Origin of the sequence: Legionella pneumophila subsp. fraseri, from assembly GCF_000586315.1 — a bacterium.
In the GTDB taxonomy this organism is placed as follows: domain Bacteria; phylum Pseudomonadota; class Gammaproteobacteria; order Legionellales; family Legionellaceae; genus Legionella; species Legionella pneumophila_B.
Genome location: NZ_JFIM01000001.1, coordinates 416737 through 435877 on the forward strand (window position 1 = coordinate 416737; position 19141 = coordinate 435877).

Sequence of the window (19141 nt, forward strand, 5' to 3'; positions counted from 1 at the left end):
TAACATTTAGTTTTAAGAGGTACACAAAGTGAATCGACAAAAAGGCTTTTCTTTGATCGAAATTATGGTTGTTGTCGTGATTTTAGGCATATTGGCATCTATCGTTGTTCCCAAAATCATGGGGAGACCAGATGAAGCCCGCAAAGTCAAAGCAAAACAAGATGTTTTAGCCATTCAAAATGCACTCGATTTATACAAACTTGATAATGGTTCTTACCCGTCAACCGATCAAGGTCTAATGGCCCTCGTAGAAAAGCCAACAAGCAATCCTGTTCCAAATAATTGGAAACAATATCTGAAATCATTGCCAAAAGACCCATGGGGCAGAGAATATCTTTATTTAAACCCAGGACAACATACTGACGTCGATGTATTTACTTATGGAGCAGCAGGACAACCTGGTGGAACAGGGATTAATGCGGAGATTGGTAACTGGGATGACCACTCATAAGGGTTTTACCCTGATAGAAATTCTTATTGTCCTAGTGATTATAGGTATAACCTTGGGGTTTGCCTTAATCGCTTTTGGTGATTTCGGGGAAAGCAGACGTATACAATTTTCAGCTGAACAATTAGCAAATACTTTAAGTCTGGCTCAACAACAGGCCATTTTAGAAACCAGTACCCTTGGGTTAAAAATCGATAATACCAGTTACCAAATTCTAAAGTTTCAGGATAAGACAGGATGGAATCCTATATCCAATAAAGGAATTTTTAAACCCTGTTATTTTCCCAAAAACGTTGTGATTAACCTTAAAACGAATCAAAAACGTATCCGGGGGAACCCTGCAATCATTATAGCACCATCTGGTGACATGACGCCTTTTACGATAGAATTTGGTACAGATAAGGAAAAATGGATAGCCAAACTCACAGGCAACCATAATGGTGATTTGGATTTTACCATGGCAAAATCTCAATGATACCAAAAACTAAATTAAGCTACGGATTTACTTTGATAGAAGTCCTATTGGCTCTTACCGTTATTGCAATTGCTTTAACAGCGCTTTTAAAAGCAACTGCTCAAAATACAGATAACACTCATAGAATCAAAGAAAAAACGATCAGCCATTGGATAGCAATGCAAGGTATTGCAATGATCCAGTTAAATCTGCTCCGCACTTCTCAAAGCCAGGAATCAACGCAAGTAACCACCATGCTAGGTCAAAAGTGGTACTGGAGAGCTAAAATTAGCGCGACTCCTATAAAACGAATGCAACAGATAACCATTTCAGTCAGTTCCAAACAAATAGGTCCCTTTCGAGAAGAACTCATTGCATTCAGGTATTTACCATGATTAAAAAGAGAGGATTTACACTGATTGAGATATTAATTGCTCTTACTGTTTTTGCCATATTGGCTACTATTACCTCTTCAATCCTATACTATGCATTCAATACTCGAGCTCGAGTTAGCGAGCAGGCTGAACGTTTAAACGCACTCCAACTGGCAATAAGTATCATTCAGCAAGATACTTCCCAAACAGTGGAGCGTGCTATAAGAGGTAATGAAATGCGCCTGTTTCCAATATTTGTTGGTCAGTCTCAATATCTTGAACTAACCAGAGATGGCGTAGTAAACCCAAACAGCATTGAAAAACGCAGTACCCTGGCACGAATTGCACTTGTTTGCCAGGATAGCAAATTATTGCGTCGCACATGGAATACTTTAGATCCTGTTGACAGAAATATTTATCAGGATAAAGTACTTCTGGATAATTTGTCTGAATGTCATTTCAACTATTTAAATCAAAATTTACAGCTTCTCTCCGAGTGGCGAGAACAGGCAGTCAATCAAAATCAGCAAAGAGAACCTCTCCCTAAAGCAATCCAAATGAATCTCACCTTAAAGGACTGGGGAGATATGAACATGCTTTTTGTCATACCAGGAGCACTCTATGTCTATGAGTAGCTCTCGCCCAAAATCTGTCGCCACTCTAAAAATACAAGGAAGCGCCCTTTTAACAGCCCTATTTATTATGACATTGGTCGCTATAGTCGCTACTGCCATGAGTACGCGATTACAACAGGATATTTATAGAACAAGACTAGTGATTACTCAGGATAAACTATATCTCGCCTCTCAGGCAGTCACTTTCTGGGCTCTCAACGAATTACTTGATAAAAACAACCGCTTTTCAAAAACCAATCAGTTAGGGATGGTAGCCCAATATCCTAAGAACATGGAATCCATATATAATCAAGTCCAATTAAGTGGCGGTCTTTTTGATTTACAAGCGCGATTCAATCTCAATAACCTGGTTGAAAAAAAATCTATTCCAACATTAATGCATCTAATAAGCCACGTCTACTCAAAAGCAACAAGCCGGGAACGTGCTAATATAGCTCTGGGGGTAAAGCATTGGTTGCTTGCTTATGATCTGGGCCGTGGAGAAGATCTTTATACCTCTTATTATCTCTCGCAGAAACCTCCCTATTATCCCAGCCATCAACTTATAAAAAGTAAATCTGAATTTCGATTGATACAAGATGTGAGTGCGCCTGTCTATCTGGCCCTTGATCCTTTTATCACCGCTTTGCCCGAATCAACGAGCATCAATATTAATACTGCCCCAAAACAAATATTGATGTCATTAGGCGATGGATTAAGTGACTCTCAAGCAAATGAATTAATAACCGCCCGAGGGGAACATGGCATCACTGATCTGAAAGAGATCAATGAGCTATTAAAAAAATTCAATATTCCCAGTGATCAAATAACCATTCAAAGTCAATATTATCTCAGCGTTGCCTATGCAAAGAATGATGAGTTTAGTTTGGTTGTTTATTCTTTGTTAAAACGCAGCCGAGACCGAAAAGGTAAGTTAATTACAAGCGTCATCAGGGAGAGTATTAATAATTTTTGACTTTAGCTCAAATACCTCCAAACCATATGAATACATGATAATCTCCATTTTAATTAATGGATTGGCATCAAATTTTGATTTTTATCAGGAATATACGCCTTTAGTTTCTGGGAAATGTAGCTCTTGCTAAGATTTCATCTTCTATTATATAGATATATTTTGATACAATAAGATTATTTACTATACTAATAGATATCATCAAATTCATTAGGTTTTCACAATGAACTTAATTTTATTTTCTATCTGTCTAAGAGGAAAAGAATCTGCATTAATAGCCGTATCACCTTTTAATATACCAATGTGTAAATATTTTGCTAACTACTTGTCTTTTTATGATTAATATTATTCAAAGTAGAAATAAGAAAAACCATACTACTTCTTATAAATTAAAATCAGAAATTGAGAAGGAGCAGGTTAAACTGCTTTTTGAGCAAGTTACTATGGCTATATCAGGTGAGGCTTTAGCAGTAACTATATTACCTATTGCATTATGGTCTGTTACAAATCATGGATTACTTATTTTTTGGATGATTTTCACTTATGTTTTTTCAGATCTTTATAAGGGTATGCTTCTCTTCTATTACAATAAACAACCAATATTGTTTTCAACCAAAAAATGGTTATTCCTTTTTAACTTAGGTGTTGTAAGTTCTGGGTTAGCCTGGGGGTTTGCCAGTTCAATAATGATTCCCACCTCAAGTACATTACATCAAATTTTTGTTGTTTTTCTTATTACAGGAGTTACAGCAGCAGCCAACTCACTTTATTCACCAGTGAGATTATCCTATTTCTTATTTCTGATTACCTCTTTTGCTCCTTTCACTTTATGGTTGTTTGCACAAGGTCAAGTTTATTTATTACTGGGTTTTTGCGCTATTATTTATATGGGGATTATGCTGTTTATTTCATATTATTCAAACAAGGTTTTGGTTAATACCTTAAAAATGCGCTTTAAAATCTCTAACTTAAATTCAACTAAAAATATTTTAGAAAAAAAAGTAACAGATAGAACCAAAGAATTAGAAAAGATACTGGCTTTAACCAAATCTACTTTAGAGTCAACTGCTGATGGCATTTTGGTTGTTGATCTCAAAGGTAATATAGAATACTGTAATCAGCAATTTCTCAAGATGTGGGGCATTCCCCCAGGTTTTGTTGACAGCCATAATGATTCAGAAACAATTCAATATGTATTGAATCAGCTTAAAAATCCGGAAAATTTTATAAATCAAATCAAAGAACTATATAATAATCTAAATCAAGAAAGCTTTGATGAGTTACACTTCAAAGACGGTAAAATTTTTGAAAGGTACTCACAACCCCATTGGTTAGATAATAAAATTATAGGGCGTGTTTGGAGTTTTAGAGATGTGACCTTAAGAACCAGATTAGCCTATCAAGCCAATCATGATTTTCTAACTGGTTTACCTAATCGTACAGCCCTTTACGATCGTCTGGATCATGCGATTAATTACTGTAAACGATTAAATACCACATTATCGGTATTATTTTTGGATATTGATAATTTTAAGTTAATTAATGACAGTTTAGGCCATGATGCCGGTGATATATTATTGTATGAATTTTCCATGCGTCTTAAAGGATGTATACGTCATAGCGATACAGTCGCTCGATTTGGTGGTGATGAGTTTGTCTTGTTATTGATGACCACCGAACCTAAAGACGTTGTTTTAGTAGCGCAAAACATTTTAAAATCTGTTGCGCAACCTATCAAATTGCCTACCCAGGAAGTCATAGTTACGACAAGTATCGGGATTAGCCTTTTCCCGAAAGATGGACTTGATGCAAACACCTTACTCAAAAATTCCGACACTGCAATGTACTTGGCTAAAAAGGAAGGACGCAATAATTTCCAATTTTATAATAATTCGATCAATCAACAATCGCTCAAACGCCTGGAATTACAAACACAGATACACAATGCACTTAAAAATAATGAATTTTTTATTCTATATCAACCCATCTATAATTTACGCAGCGGTGAATTAGTGGGTGCTGAAGCTCTGATACGCTGGGGACATCCTGCGATAGGACTCCTCACTCCGGATGAATTTATTCCTATTGCTGAAGAAACCGGGGTAATTAGCCAGGTTGGGGAGTGGGTGTTAAGACATGCCTGCATTCAAAATAAAACCTGGCAACTTATGGGCTTACCGCATATTAGTATTTCTGTTAATGTCTCATGGAGACAGTTAAAAAATGGCAATTTTATCGAGATTGCAGAATCTGTATTAAAAGAATCCAGATTAGATCCTCAGTATTTAGAAATTGAATTCACAGAAAGCACTATGATGCAAAAATCAACACCCATTGATTCGACTTTAATAAAAATTTCCAAATTAGGCATTAAAATGGCCATTGACGATTTTGGTACAGGCTACTCTAACTTAAGTTATTTAAAGACTTTCCCTGTCAATAAACTTAAAATTGATCGTTCCTTTATCCAAAACTGCACCACTAATCCAAATGATGCGTCTATAGTTGAAGCAATTATTGCCATGGCCCATAGCCTCGAACTCAAAGTATTGGCAGAAGGAGTTGACACGATTGATAAAGCATTTTTTATGCATCAACATGGTTGTGATGAAGTACAAGGTTTTCTCTATGGCTTACCTGTTAAAGCTGATAAATTTGTGAAACTAATGCAAAAAACTAAAATCCACCATTCAAAATTTATTAATAAAACATAAAATTGTTACTTATTTTATTAACTATAAAGAGAAACACTAGGGACTAATCCTCATAGTTCTCTTTACTTTCCAACGGTCCCAAATCCTTGATCATTTTCTCTGCTTCCAATTTTTCTTGTTCAGTCAACTTGGCTTCCAAAGATTTAAGTTGCTTTGCAGCTTCCTCATTTTTATTTTCAGCAGCAATTTTTAACCAGGCATAAGCTTTAACCAAACTCTTGTTGACTCCTAATCCTGCTAAATACATATACCCCAGCTTGGCTTGACCTACAGGATTTCCCTGATGTGCTGACTTTCCAAACCAATAAGCTGCCTGTTGATAATCTTTATCAACACCTGTACCCGTCAATAACAATTGTCCTAATTGGGCTTGTGCTTCTGGTTGTCCTTTTTCTGCTGCGGATTGATACCAATAAGCTGCTTTCACAGGATCAGCATCTACGCCATACCCTTTAAGGTAGTAGTAAGCCAAATAAGTTTGTGCATTGACATGCCCATGATTGGCTGCTTGAGAAAACCAGTAAAAGGCAGCTTTATCATCCGCACTAATTCCACCCTCCTGTCCTGTATACAGTAAACCCAGACTGTACTCACCCTTTTCATCTCCCTGCTCTGCGGCTTTTTGGTACCATTCAAATGCCTTTTTTACATCTTTTGGAGTTCCTTTACCCATCATGTACTGATAGCCCAAATTCACTTGTGCCTTGCTATAGCCCTGTTCTGCCGCCTTTTTAAACCAGATAAATGCTTTGTCATCGCTGGCAGCTACACCATCTCCTGTAGCATACATTAATCCTATATTTCTTTGTGCAATGGGATTCCCTTGCTCTGCTGCCTTCATGTACCATTTGAAAGCTTCTGCAAAATCCTGTGATACACCCTTACCTGTATCGTACATAAATCCCAAGCTTAATTGAGCCAATGCATTATTTTTATCAGCTGCTTTTTGATACCAATTTCTGGCTTCTTCATAGTTAGTTGTCACCCCATATCCATATTGATACATGCGTCCCAATAAATACATAGCTTCCTCATTGCCCTCTTTGGCAGCCTGCATTAAATGTGGGTAGGCTGTGGTATAGTCGCCATTTTCAAATGCTGCAAAACCAACTAACTCATCAGCCCAAAGAACAGTATTAATCACCAGTAATAGAGCTAACAAAAAACCGCGCATACTTGCTCCATTTTATTTCCTTTTAATTTAAGCGTAGAATAAAGAAACAACAAAGCAAGTAATCCATCAATTTAAGATATAAAACAAGCCAGACACATAATCGAAAACAAAATATCTTAATCTTAATAAATACTATATTCCATCGATTAAAGTTAAACATATTTTATGGCAATGAAATATATAAGATGGAGATTTTCTTAAAACTATAGAAAAAACTAACAATCCCCCAGTCATCGAATAAACACTATTTCTGACATAATTCTTTACCTGGATCTTCCTGATAAATTTTTAAGCACATCTTATAAATATCAAACTTAATTAGACTCGAAGTTATTAATTTAAATTAAAACATAGCACCCCAAATAAAAACACAAGTTACGAGGAAAGCCCAATACGATTCAAATGGGAACCTTGTAACTACCAACGAGAAGGCTTATGAACAAGTTTATTTTGACATAGATTGGAGTTGGTGGCCAGGAAGATTACAGAATAGAGATGATGATATGGTTTGGGAAAGAGAGGGAAAACATGTTGAATACAACAAGGAATGGAAAGAATATTTGCAACCTGAGCAAAGGGTGCATAGGGGTAAATTAGGATCCAGAAAAATGGACTATGCTCCTACGTTAATTATACATCAAAGGGATATCCCTACCAGTGAACTGGAAAGGATTACACGTGATCATAAAATTCATGCAATTGAAGAAAAACTAAATGTAGTAAAACTATTACAAAGCAAAATTGATGATATGCCTCATACAAAAATGAGCCCTTCAATGGAGCTAATGTTTAAAAACTTAGGCATTAATGTAGAAAAATTGCTTGATGAAACCAAAGACAATGGAGTAGATCCAACAAACTTAGAAGCAATGCGAGAATATTTAACAAACCGCCTGACAGAACGGAAATTGGAATTAGAAACTGAACTCTCTGAAGCTAAAAAAGAGATAGATTCAACACAAGTTAAAAGTAAAGTTGAAGATGTTTATTACGATTTTGAATATAAGTTAAATCAAGTACGTAAAAAAATGGAAGAAGTAAACACTCAACTTGAAAAAATGGATAATTTACTTCATAAGCTGGAGGGAAATACATCTGAACCCATGCCTTATACAGCTGAAATTGACGAACTGATGTCTGCCTTACCTTTTTTAAAAGAGGACTTAGAACTAGAAAATGGTACATTGTCACCTAAGTCCATTGAAAATTTGATCGATCATATTGATGAATTAAAAAATGAGCTTGCTAGCAAACAAGAGAAAAAAATGAGAGAAATCTTAATTTAATTAAAAAATACGAAGAATTATGTGAGCAATATAAAGATGATGAAGAAGGACTGGAAGAAGCTCTATGGGAAGAAGGCATTGATGTTGAAGAGGTTAATTCTGCCAAGAAAGATATATCCAAACCTGATCCAGAAATCCAAAAGTTAACCGATCTTCAAGAACAATTGAGAAGTCATAAAGAATCAGGAGTAAAATTATCATCTGAACTTGAAGAAACTCTCAATTCTTCTGTAAAAATGTGGAAAACCAAACTTGACTCTCCATGTCAAGTTATATCAGAATCCTCAGTAAAAGCACTCGTAAGTAAAATAAATTCAACTCGTCCCGAGCTTGTAAAAGAAAAGGAACAGTTGCCAGAACAAGAAGAATCTCTAAGTAAAGAAGCAAAAAAGGCACAAGAAGAGTTAATAAAAATACAGGAATTTTCTCAATTTTACAGTGAAAATTCCAGTGCTTATATGGTAGTTGGTTTACCACCTCATCATCAAGTATCTTTACCTTTAGCCGTAAATGGTAAGAGAGGGTTACATCCAGAAGCCATGTTAAAAAAAATGCATGAGCTTGTAGCCGGTCCAGAAAAAAAGGAATTCAATTTACACACTAATAACTGCTCACTTACTTCAATAGAAGTATTATCTGCAGGAGCACAACATGATCCATTATTGCATTCAATAATGGGAACACGTGCCTTAGGTTTTTTTGGAACACCACAGCAGGTATTAGAAAATGCCAAACTAACAAGTAAAACCATTAATGAAGGGAAAAAAAGTAACATTTTTACACCATTAGTTACTGCAAGTCCATTAGACAGAGCATTAGGATATGCCATGTCAATATACATGGATCCTGAAGCCTCAAAAGCAAAATGCCGGCCTAGCTCTTGGTGTACTGGTTGGTTTAGCCAAAACACCAGGCATTATTATTGGCTCTTTGCTGAATCCCAAACAAGGTTTTAATGATATTTTAAATACTTTAAATCTCGTCTATAGTCTCAATTCTACTGGATTAAAAGTCGGATTAACTCTCATGGCCCTGCCTGCAATGATAGTATTAGCTCCTTTAGCAGCAATACAAAAAGGCGTGGAAGTCATTGCTGAAACGATAGCCAAGCCATTTAAATTTATAGCAAATTTATTTAAACAAAAGCCTGAAAGCACTGATGAGATTACTGTTTCCGTAGGTAGTAAAAAAGTAGCTGAAAAGGAAGGTAGTTATTCTAATACCGCATTAGCTGGATTGGTTAATAGTAAAATAAAATCAAAAATTGATGAAAATACGATTACAGTGGAATTTCAAAAATCACCTCAAAAAATGATAGAAGAATTTGAATCACAATTAAAGGAAAATCCTGGGAAAATTGTTGTATTGAGTGAAAAAGCACATAATGCCGTCCTGAAATTTGTATCACAAAGTGATGATGAAGCACTAAAACAGAAATTTTATGATTGCTGTAACCAATCGGTAGCACGTAGTCAGAAATTCGCGCCTAAGACAAGGGGCGAAATTGATGAGTTGGTAGAAGAAGTTACATCTACTGATAAAACAGAATTAACTACTGCCCCCATGCAAGAACCATCCATGAGTTCCTCTATTGAAGATGAAGAAAACATGGACTCAACACATGAAATAGAAGGAGAAAATGAACGTGTGGTACGTATATAAAGCAAAATAATTATCTAATTATTCTTTTCATGTGATTTAACTACTCGGGGGTTTCATGTTTGAGAGTGTTCTAGAAAAAATTATTTTGTTAAAACAAGTGGAATCCATAGCTTCTCAAAGAAAAACACATCTATTTAATAATAGTGGGAGGTAATAAGTTATGCCAAAATTAATTTTATTAGGAGACTCCACTCTTGATAATTTTAATTGGGTGCCAAATAAAGCCACTGTAACTGATCACTTAAGACGTCAATTACCAAAAATGGAAATTCTTAATTTCGCTGTTGACGGATTTACAACTGACTCAATCTTATATGGAGAATATAAAGACTGTGCCGTGACTTCATCCCAGCATATCCACAAATATTTTGAACCGCTTAAGGCATTAGAAAATGAACAGGATGTTGAACATATAGTTTTGAGTGTTTTGGGTAATGATTTTCGCATTCAGTTAAGTAAGCTAATTTTTATGGCTCCAGAAGAGAGACCAAAAGCTATTGAGCAATTGATAAATCACATAATAAAGAACTATATTCAAGTTGTGAAAGAAATCAGAAAAGTTCAACCTAATGCAAAATTAAGTATAGTATTGCAATACACACCCTATGTAGAAAACGACCTTTATCTAATTTATTTTTTAATGGATAAACTTTTTCATCACGGAACGGTTTCTCATGGTTTTTTATCCTATTTACAAATAATGTACTATTCTGTATTTGGTTTAAATTCTAAATATGAATAACAGGCGTTAAACCTTCTCCATAAACTAATGGCAAAAGTATATCGAAACATTTTCAATGAACTTGGTGACAACTCTTTGGCCATTATTGATCTTGCTAGTAGTTTTGATTATCGAAATAGCAAATTATATAAAGCTCAAATTGAACCTAGTGATGAAGGAGGTGAATTGATTGCCTCTTTAATTACACATACGATTACACATCACGACTTTCAAAACGAATCCATGCTCTATGCCAAACCACCTTTACAGCCTAATCCGAAAATACTGGCAGTCCCTTTAAGCAAACTAAAAAAAGATTGGTTTCCTCGACAAATATATGTAACTCAAGAACAAGCAATAAGTGCTTTCAAACAAGCTTATTTGTTACAGCTGAACAAAGATAGACAATCTTATTTAGGTCTATATGGTTTTTTTTCTCGCAGTAATGTAGATTTTGAACACGCAACTTTAGAAAAACTCATAGAATATGCGCAAAACCATTCAACTAAAAAAACAGGGTATCGCACATTGAAAGTTATGCAAGATCTAGGCTGGCTGACGGAACAAGGAAATATAAAAGAAGAAAGTGGGATAGTAAGGCTATTAAAAAATTGAATTATGTATAGTAGTTCAAATCCGATGATACTAACCAGTTCGGGGCGCCAAGCAAAACTTGGTGCCCGCTAACATTATAGATTGAATTAAATTATAGCGCTTCAAATATCGCAGCAGCCCCCATTCCGGTTCCAATACACATGGTTACCATACCGTAGCGTCCTTTTGTTCTCCTTAATCCATGAAGTAAAGTAGCTGTTCTTATTGTTCCTGTTGCTCCCAAAGGATGTCCCAGGGCAATAGCTCCACCTAGCGGGTTAACTTTGTCTCTGGGCAAATCAAGGTCTTTAATAACAGCTAAAGCTTGTGCAGCAAAAGCTTCATTCAATTCAATCCAATCCAATTGATCCAAAGTAATACCAGCGCGCTTTAATGCGATAGGAATTGCCATCACAGGTCCAATGCCCATAATTTCAGGCGGCACTCCCGCAACAGCATAGCTCATTAAACGTCCCAAAGGTTTTAAATTATACTGTTTTAAAGCCTTCTCACTGGCTAATAATGCAATTCCGGCTCCGTCACTCATCTGAGAACTATTTCCTGCGGTCACTGTCCCTTTTAAAGAAAATACGGGTTTTAATTTAGAAATAGCTTCATAAGAGGTATCTGCTCTAGGCCCTTCGTCCTTGTTGATCAATTTTTTCTTTATTTCAACCTTTGAAGTATTCAGATCAGGACATCTAACTGATATTTCGATAGGACTTATTTCAGCGTTGAAATCCAGCCTCTCCTGCGCTGCAATTGCTTTTTTATGGCTTTCTATGGCGAATTCATCCTGTTGCTCTCGAGTAATTTCCCAACGTTTGGCAACGTTTTCTGCTGTAATGCCCATACCATAAGCTATAGCAACGTGCTCATCATTAAAAATGGATGGATTTGCGGTGTACTTGTTTCCACCCATAGGTACCATGGACATACTTTCAACACCGCCACCTAATGCTAAATGAGCCTCTTGATTACGGATAGTATCTGCTGCAGTAACTATACTTTGTACACCAGATGAGCAAAAACGATTAATAGTCATTGCTGGAACAGACTTCGGAAGATCAGCCAATAAAGAAGCAATTCTAGCAACATTCATACCTTGTTCCGCTTCTGGCATTGCACAACCTATTACTACATCGGCTATCTCTTGCCAATCGAGGGTTTGATGCCTATGAATTAAACATTTTATAGTATGAGCCAATAAATCATCAGGTAATGTGTTTTTAAAAACACCCCTTGGCGCTTTGCCTACTGGTGTACGTAATACGTCAACTATATATACGTCAGTCATCCTATTTCTCCTTGCTTAATTGCGCAGTGGTTTACCAGTCTCTAACAGATGGCTGATTCTGGCTTGGGTTAATGGAGTATTGGCAAGTTTTATGAATGCTTCTCTTTCCAACTTTAGCATCCATTGTTCATCAACCAAGGTTCCATGATTGACATCTCCACCACACAACACTTTCGCCAACTCATTGGCTATAAAATAATCATGTTGTGATATAAATCCACCTTCTAACCAATTCACTAAACCGGATTGCAATCGGGCATGCACCTCAATACCTGCCACTTTAAGTCGTTGTATTTTCATAGGAGGAAGATAATTAGCTGCTCGCAGTGCTTTGATTTTCTCTAAAGATGCGTACAAAACCTCATCGGCATGCATCACGATAGTATCAGACGGACGCAGATACCCCATATTTCTGGCTTCCACCGCACTTGCGGCTACTTTTCCAGTTGCTATTTGTTGAAAAACTGGCAATATAAAAGTCAATAGATCAGCTTGTTGGGCTTGCTGCGCTGAACGCATAGCCAGCTCTTTACAACCACCACCAGCAGGTATAACACCTACTCCAGCCTCAACTAAACCAGGATAAGATTCAAAAGCAGCAACAATAGAATCACAATGCATCATTAATTCACAACCACCTCCTAATGCACGACCTCTTAAAGCAGCTACTGTTGGAATTAAGCAATATTTCAAGCGCATTGCTACCCGTTGAAATTGCTCTACCATATGCTCAAGAGCTTGAATTGTTCCATCTGCTAATAATTTGGAAACGCCACGTAAATCGGCTCCTGAACTAAAATTAGACGCATCTTGTTGATAAATAATTAATCCCTTGTAATCCCTTTCTGCGATATCCAAAGCAGCCTCTATGCCATCGAGAACAGATTGACCAATGGTATTGGCTTTGCTTTTAAAACTAATCACAGCCACATCATCTTTTAAGTACCATAAACAAACACCCTCATTTTCATAAATAACATGGACAGGATGATGTGATTCCTTTAATACCCTGTCATGAAAAAATTGTTTATGGTAAACAGGCAGCTGACTTCTGGCCTGGTAATTGTTTTTACTGGGCGAAAAAGCACCTTCTCGTGTGTAAAATTCCTTTATTTCATATAACCACTCAGGTAGTTTTGCACTTGATAGTGCCGTATTATCCAGTATTGATTGATCAATTTGTCGAGTCACACTGTGTAACTCAGAAAGCTGCCAGGTTTCAAATGGCCCTTGTGACCATCCGAAGCCCCAACGAATTGCCAGATCGACATCTCTTACGTTGTCAGCAATCTCTTCTAAATGATACGCACAGTAATGGAATAAATCTCTAAAGCAGGCTGCCAAAAATTGGGCTTGTTTATTACTTGATGTCATTAAACTCTTCATTCGAGCTTCAGGATCCATAATACGCATTATAGCTTGCAGTTCATCACTCACTTCTGCTCGAGAAGGTCTGTATTGACCCGTTTGGATATCATAAACTTCTATTACTTTACCAATTTTTCGATAAATTCCTTGGCCGGATTTTTGTCCTAAATGACCTTCTTTAATTAAACCACTCAACCAGTCTGGAAGACTAAACATTTTATGCCATGGATCGTCAGTTAATTGAGACTGCATGGTGTTGATAACGTGTTGCATAGTATCCAAACCAACCACATCCATAGTACGAAAAGTTGCGGATTTGGGTCTTCCTAATAAAGGCCCAGTCAAGGCATCCACTTCATCAATACCCATATTCATGGCCAAAGTGTGATGCAAGGTGGTTAATAATGAAAAGACTCCTATTCGATTTGCGATAAAATTGGGAGTGTCTTTTGCCCTTACAACCCCTTTGCCCAAGTACTCGGTTAACCATGTTTCCAAATAATCGAGCAAATTAGATGCTGTGCTATTGGCAGGTATTAGTTCTGCCAAATGCATGTAACGCGGTGGATTAAAAAAATGGACCCCACAAAAATTGGATCTATGCTGAGCGGGCAATACGTCACATAACTTATTGATACTTAGCCCTGATGTATTACTAACTAAAATTGTTTTATCAGACAAATGAGGTGAAATTTGCTTGTATAAGTCCTCTTTCCAATCCAAACGCTCCGCTATTGCCTCTATGACTAAATCACAAGAAGATAACTCCTCCAGATTTTCTGCATAATTTTTTGCTTGTAATAACTCACTGGTTTGCGGGGTTGCAAGAGGAGTTGGTTTTAGTTTACCTAAGTTGGCAATGGCTTTGTCGACCAAACTATTTTTAGGCTCTTCTTTGCCAGCTAAATCAAAAAGTAAAGTCTCTATTCCGGCATTAACGCAGTGTGCTGCAATTTGAGCACCCATAACGCCAGCCCCTAAAACCGCAACTTTTTTAATGAAAAAAGGCTCCTGCATTGTTATTATCCTCTTGTTAATAATCGATTGATGCCTCTATGAGTGAGATTTATAGGTAACAGGCATTTACCATTGGCTAAAAGGAGCAATAACCTAATGCTCTTGCTCCTTTCTACATCTTAACTTAAATTAAAACGAATACCCTGAGCCAAGGGCAATTCATCTCCCCAATTAATTGTATTGGTTTGTCGCCTCATATACGCTTTCCAGCTATCTGAACCTGATTCACGTCCACCACCAGTTTCTTTTTCGCCTCCGAAAGCACCTCCAATTTCAGCCCCTGACGTACCAATATTAATATTGGCAATACCGCAATCACTTCCACAGGCACTGAGAAAAAGCTCTGCATTTTTTAAATTTTGGGTGAATAAGGCCGACGAAAGCCCCTGGGGAACACCATTGTGTAAAGCAATAGCCTCATCCAGTGTCCTATAAGACATAACATATAGAATAGGAGCAAAAGTTTCTTCCTGCACAATATCCCAATCGTTTTTTACATCACAAACTAAAGTAGGCTGAACAAAGGAGCCGGCTTGTTTTAATACTTCTCCACCATAAACAATTTGACCTCCTGCTGCTTTAATTCTATTTATTGCTTTTTTAAACTGTTCAACAGCTTGCTGGTCAATCAAAGGCCCCATTAAATTTCGTGTATCAAGTGGGTCTCCAATAGTTATCTGCTCATAAGCATGCCTTAACCTTTTGATAACATCCTGGTATTTTGATTCATGGACAAACAGGCGTCTCGTAGTAGTGCAACGTTGACCCGCAGTACCGACAGCACCGAATACTATGGCAGGAATAGCCAAGTTCAAATCAGCAGACTCATCGAGGATGATGCCGTTATTACCTCCCAACTCCAGAATACTTTTGCCAAGTCTGGCAGCAACTTTTGCTGCTACTTGCTTTCCAACCGCGGTGGAGCCTGTAAAAGATATAAGCTGTATTCGCTTATCATCTACCATGGCTTCAACCACATCATGAGTTTTGGGGATTACCAAGCCAAATATTTCAGGACAATTATTTTCTTTCAACACCTGGTTACAAATATGTTGCACTGCCACAGCACAGAGTGGGGTTTTTGCTGACGGCTTCCATATGGTAACATTGCCACAAATAGCTGATAAAAAAGCATTCCAGGACCATACAGCAACAGGAAAATTAAATGCTGAAATCACCCCTACAATTCCGTATGGATGCCATTGCTCATACATCCGGTGATTAGGTCGTTCCGAATGCATGGAATTGCCATACAACATACGAGATTGCCCCACTGCAAAATCAGCGATATCAATCATTTCCTGAACTTCACCATCACCTTCCTGTTTAGACTTACCCATTTCCAATGATACAAGACTTCCCAGACTGTCTTTTTTTTCTCTTAGCGCCTGTCCTATTTGCCTGATGATTTCACCCCGCTTTGGAGCTGGCACTTTTTTCCAGGCTTGTGCTGCTTGCTCCGCTCGTCGCATAACCTGCTCATAATCATCCATAGTACAAGTAGCTATTTCAGCAAGTTTATTTCCAGTACTGGGATTGAAGGACTCCAGAGTATGGGCATGGTTGTCACTGTGCCAGCCATGTCCACTAAAAGCTCCGGGGTTTACTGATTTAATATTTAAACGTTGCAATAAATCCATAAGATTCTCCTAGGCATAATATTTGCCGAAGCGATTTTCCAGCACATGAGACAATTTAAATTTTTCTTGCAAAATAAGCCCTTTATATTCATTCCCCTGTCCCAATACCAAATCAACAACAGCGCATACACCTGAGGCTGTACTGACCTGAATAGCTGACCACTCCAAATCTCGAATTACTTCAGGGTAAATTTTCTTAACATAACTTTTTTCAGTTAATTCGCCTTGCTTAATACCCTCAACCGTAACATAAACTATCACGATATCCTGGTATGTTTTTGGAATTGCATTTTCCAGTATTCTTTTTAATGTCCCTCGATCTTCATTTAATCGTAAGTCATTCATTAAAAAACGCATTTTTTTACAATGGCCTGGATAACGCATGGTTTTGTAATTCATGGACTGCACTTTTCCAGCATAAAGTTCAGCCAAACTTCCCAAACCGCCAGAAGTGTTGAACGCTTCATATTCACAACCATCAATTTGAATTGATTCCAACCCTTCCAGTGGAGCCATAACCACATCTTTTCCGCCTTCTATGCCATAACAAGGATTGCCATATTCATTAATAACCCCATCGGTGGACCAGGTTAATGAATAATGAAGCGCATTATTAGCACGCTGAGGCAATGCTCCAACCCTTAATCTGGCATGATGGCACTGCTCAAATTCCTGCATTAAACTATTGGCCGCAATACTGATAAAACCCGGGGCCAATCCACATTGAGGAACAAAAGCGGTCTCGGCATTTTCAGCAATAGCTTTCACAGCCTCTGTTACAGAGGTATCTTCCGTCAAGTCAAAATAATGAGCTTTGGCAGCCTTTGCGGCTCTGGCAACATGAGTATTTAAAAAATAAGGAAGACTCGAAATCACTGCGATAATATTATGCTTTTGCAAATAGGCTTGAGTCGATTGTTCATCTTTAACATCCAATGCAACCGTTTTAATCTCAGGCAGTGCGGTTAATAATCTTGTCACATCAGAACCATTAAATTCCAGATCGGCCAAATGAACCTGATAAGACCCACTATCGGCCAGTAGACAAGCAATTAGGCTGCCTATTTTTCCAGCACCAGTAATCATTACGTTGTACATACAATCCTTCTCCTTTGTAAAACTTGATAATCCTACACAAATTATCAGCGATTAGATAGACCCATAGCATGATCAATGCAGCAATTCTTGATATCACTTGACCTATTTGCCTTACTCATTTATCTTGACCACTTTAATCAGTTTAGTTGCAATATGAAGCAAGCTGCTTTGACACATTCCACAATAATACACACATCAACATTAAACCAATATTCAAAGTTCGTTGCTGTATTTTTAGCGGGTTTATTAGCCCCTTTGGGGTTTGCACCTTTCCATCTGCCAGGATTAACGATTGTGAGTCTGGCCATTTTATTTTCTGAAGTTCTTCAATGCACTGTTAAGCAAGGATTCACTCTTGGTTTCTTTTATGGGCTAGGATATTTTGGCTTTGGAGTATCATGGGTAATTATCAGTATCCACGACTATGGGCAGCTTGATTACCTTCTTGCTGGCATTATCACTTTATTGTTTATCATGTATCTTTCTCTATTTCCTGGAATAGTCGGTTATTTATTTAAATTACTTTCACCCAAGTGCAATTTATTAACACGGATGCTTTTGTTTAGTACCCTTTGGTGCCTGAGTGAATTCATACGTTCCAAGCTTTTTACAGGATTCCCCTGGTTATTAATTGGTGTAACCCAAATCGATACACCATTGAGATATATCGCACCAGTAGTTGGTGTTTATGGACTTGGATTACTATGTTCTTTTTTGAGCACTCTACTGGTTCTGATAATCAAAGATAATACAATTAAACGCTATTACTACCTTAGCATTTTTATATTGATACTTATTACACCATCCCTCGGGAAAAGTGTACATTGGACAGAAATTAAGAAAGAACCTATTTCCGTTGGCGCAATCCAGCCCAATCTTTCAATGAGAGACAAGTGGGACGAAACTCTCTTTTGGAATTTATTAAAATACTATGAAAATAAAACGGATAAGCTGCTAGGAAAAAATTTAATTGTTCTACCTGAATCTGCTATACCATTGCCAGCAAGTTATGTTGAAGATTACCTACAGAAACTGCATGAAAAAGCATTGAAAGCCAAAAGCAGTTTAATTCTGGGAATCTTGCAACCTACAAATCATGATGAAACCAATTTTTACAATTCCATCATTAGTTTGGGAGAAGCAACCGGTGCCTATATAAAACGCCAATTGGTGCCATTTGGAGAATATATACCGAAACCTTTTATCCCCATTAATCGTTGGCTCAATCTTCCAGAGCCTAATGTTATTCCCGGCAGATCAAATCAGCCATTAATTAATATTGCCAATCATCCCATTGCCAGCCTAATTTGCTATGAAATAGCTTACCCCAATATCTTGAGGTCACAAATGCCTGCAGCTCAATGGATAGTCTCTATAAGTGACAATGGCTGGTTTGGCCATTCTCTGGCAAGCTACCAGCAATTACAAATGGCTCAAATGCTGTCATTACTTACAGGACGATACCAAATCCTTGTGAATAATGATGGACTCTCGTCAGTAATTAACGATCATGGAGCCATCGTTGAAGGGCTGCCCGCTTTTAATTCAGGAATACTACAAACGGATATTTTTCCTGCAAATGGTATCACCCCCTGGATAATTTGGAGTGACTATCCTGCCTTTATTTTTTGCTCAATATTTGCTCTTTTTGTTGCATTTTTAAATATTAAGCGATTTACAGAAAAATAATCTATTGCTGGCAAAGGC

Annotated in this window: 14 protein-coding genes and 1 pseudogene; 10 read left to right on the forward strand and 5 right to left on the reverse strand. The window is 37.3% G+C overall.

Going from position 1 to position 19141, the window contains the following annotated elements:
* Nucleotides 1-28: 28 nt before the first annotated feature.
* From lspG to CC34_RS0101890, 6 genes are all read left to right on the forward strand, one after another.
* Complete coding sequence (gene lspG / locus CC34_RS0101865; RefSeq protein ID WP_027226875.1) at nucleotides 29-451, forward strand: GspG family T2SS major pseudopilin variant LspG; 423 nt, start codon at nucleotides 29-31, stop codon at nucleotides 449-451.
* Nucleotides 438-923, forward strand: coding sequence for a GspH family T2SS minor pseudopilin variant LspH (gene lspH / locus CC34_RS0101870; RefSeq protein ID WP_027226874.1), 486 nt, complete (start codon nucleotides 438-440; stop codon nucleotides 921-923). Before lspG ends, lspH begins: the two co-directional genes overlap by 14 nt.
* Nucleotides 920-1297 (forward strand): GspI family T2SS minor pseudopilin variant LspI, encoded by a 378-nt coding sequence (lspI, locus tag CC34_RS0101875; protein ID WP_027226873.1) that lies wholly within the window; start codon nucleotides 920-922, stop codon nucleotides 1295-1297. Before lspH ends, lspI begins: the two co-directional genes overlap by 4 nt.
* The gene (gene lspJ, locus CC34_RS0101880; protein WP_027226872.1) at nucleotides 1294-1911 is read left to right on the forward strand and encodes a GspJ family T2SS minor pseudopilin variant LspJ; all 618 of its coding nucleotides are present in this window, start codon (nucleotides 1294-1296) and stop codon (nucleotides 1909-1911) included. Before lspI ends, lspJ begins: the two co-directional genes overlap by 4 nt.
* Complete coding sequence (gene lspK, locus CC34_RS0101885; RefSeq protein ID WP_028378535.1) at nucleotides 1898-2866, forward strand: GspK family T2SS minor pseudopilin variant LspK; 969 nt, start codon at nucleotides 1898-1900, stop codon at nucleotides 2864-2866. The genes lspJ and lspK overlap by 14 nt, the downstream gene beginning before the upstream one ends.
* 332 nt (nucleotides 2867-3198) lie before the next feature.
* Nucleotides 3199-5577, forward strand: coding sequence for a sensor domain-containing protein (locus CC34_RS0101890; RefSeq protein ID WP_028378534.1), 2379 nt, complete (start codon nucleotides 3199-3201; stop codon nucleotides 5575-5577).
* A 43-nt stretch (nucleotides 5578-5620) separates the two neighbouring features.
* Here the strand turns inward: CC34_RS0101890 and CC34_RS0101895 are convergent, their stop codons facing one another.
* On the reverse strand, nucleotides 5621-6751 hold the full coding sequence (locus CC34_RS0101895) for a tetratricopeptide repeat protein (protein WP_027226869.1): 1131 nt from the start codon (nucleotides 6749-6751) through the stop codon (nucleotides 5621-5623).
* Nucleotides 6752-7101: 350 nt separating this feature from the next.
* Between CC34_RS0101895 and CC34_RS01000000116090 the strand changes: the two are divergent.
* The 3 genes and pseudogenes from CC34_RS01000000116090 to CC34_RS1000000117285 form a co-directional block, all read left to right on the forward strand.
* Nucleotides 7102-9699: pseudogene (locus CC34_RS01000000116090) on the forward strand (Dot/Icm T4SS effector SidG); the annotation flags it as partial.
* A gap of 160 nt (nucleotides 9700-9859) precedes the next feature.
* Complete coding sequence (locus CC34_RS1000000117280) at nucleotides 9860-10441, forward strand: SGNH/GDSL hydrolase family protein (protein ID WP_229309753.1); 582 nt, start codon at nucleotides 9860-9862, stop codon at nucleotides 10439-10441.
* A gap of 27 nt (nucleotides 10442-10468) precedes the next feature.
* Nucleotides 10469-11035, forward strand: coding sequence for a hypothetical protein (locus tag CC34_RS1000000117285; RefSeq protein WP_229309751.1), 567 nt, complete (start codon nucleotides 10469-10471; stop codon nucleotides 11033-11035).
* Nucleotides 11036-11126: 91 nt separating this feature from the next.
* Here the strand turns inward: CC34_RS1000000117285 and CC34_RS0101920 are convergent, their stop codons facing one another.
* The 4 genes from CC34_RS0101920 to CC34_RS0101935 all read right to left on the reverse strand — a co-directional run bounded on the left by CC34_RS0101920 (nucleotide 11127) and on the right by CC34_RS0101935 (nucleotide 17434).
* A complete protein-coding gene (locus CC34_RS0101920; protein ID WP_027226865.1) occupies nucleotides 11127-12311 on the reverse strand; it encodes an acetyl-CoA C-acyltransferase in 1185 nt (394 codons plus the stop codon).
* A 15-nt stretch (nucleotides 12312-12326) separates the two neighbouring features.
* Complete coding sequence (locus CC34_RS0101925) at nucleotides 12327-14696, reverse strand: 3-hydroxyacyl-CoA dehydrogenase/enoyl-CoA hydratase family protein (protein ID WP_028378532.1); 2370 nt, start codon at nucleotides 14694-14696, stop codon at nucleotides 12327-12329.
* 119 nt (nucleotides 14697-14815) lie between these two features.
* Nucleotides 14816-16336 (reverse strand): L-piperidine-6-carboxylate dehydrogenase, encoded by a 1521-nt coding sequence (amaB, locus tag CC34_RS0101930; RefSeq protein WP_027226863.1) that lies wholly within the window; start codon nucleotides 16334-16336, stop codon nucleotides 14816-14818.
* Between the two features lie 9 nt (nucleotides 16337-16345).
* Nucleotides 16346-17434 carry a saccharopine dehydrogenase family protein gene (locus CC34_RS0101935; RefSeq protein ID WP_028378531.1) on the reverse strand — a complete coding sequence of 363 codons (1089 nt, stop codon included), beginning with the start codon at nucleotides 17432-17434 and terminating at the stop codon, nucleotides 16346-16348.
* Between the two features lie 153 nt (nucleotides 17435-17587).
* Here CC34_RS0101935 and lnt point away from each other — a divergent pair, with 153 nt between their 5' ends.
* Complete coding sequence (lnt, locus tag CC34_RS0101940; protein WP_028378530.1) at nucleotides 17588-19123, forward strand: apolipoprotein N-acyltransferase; 1536 nt, start codon at nucleotides 17588-17590, stop codon at nucleotides 19121-19123.
* Nucleotides 19124-19141: the final 18 nt, after the last annotated feature.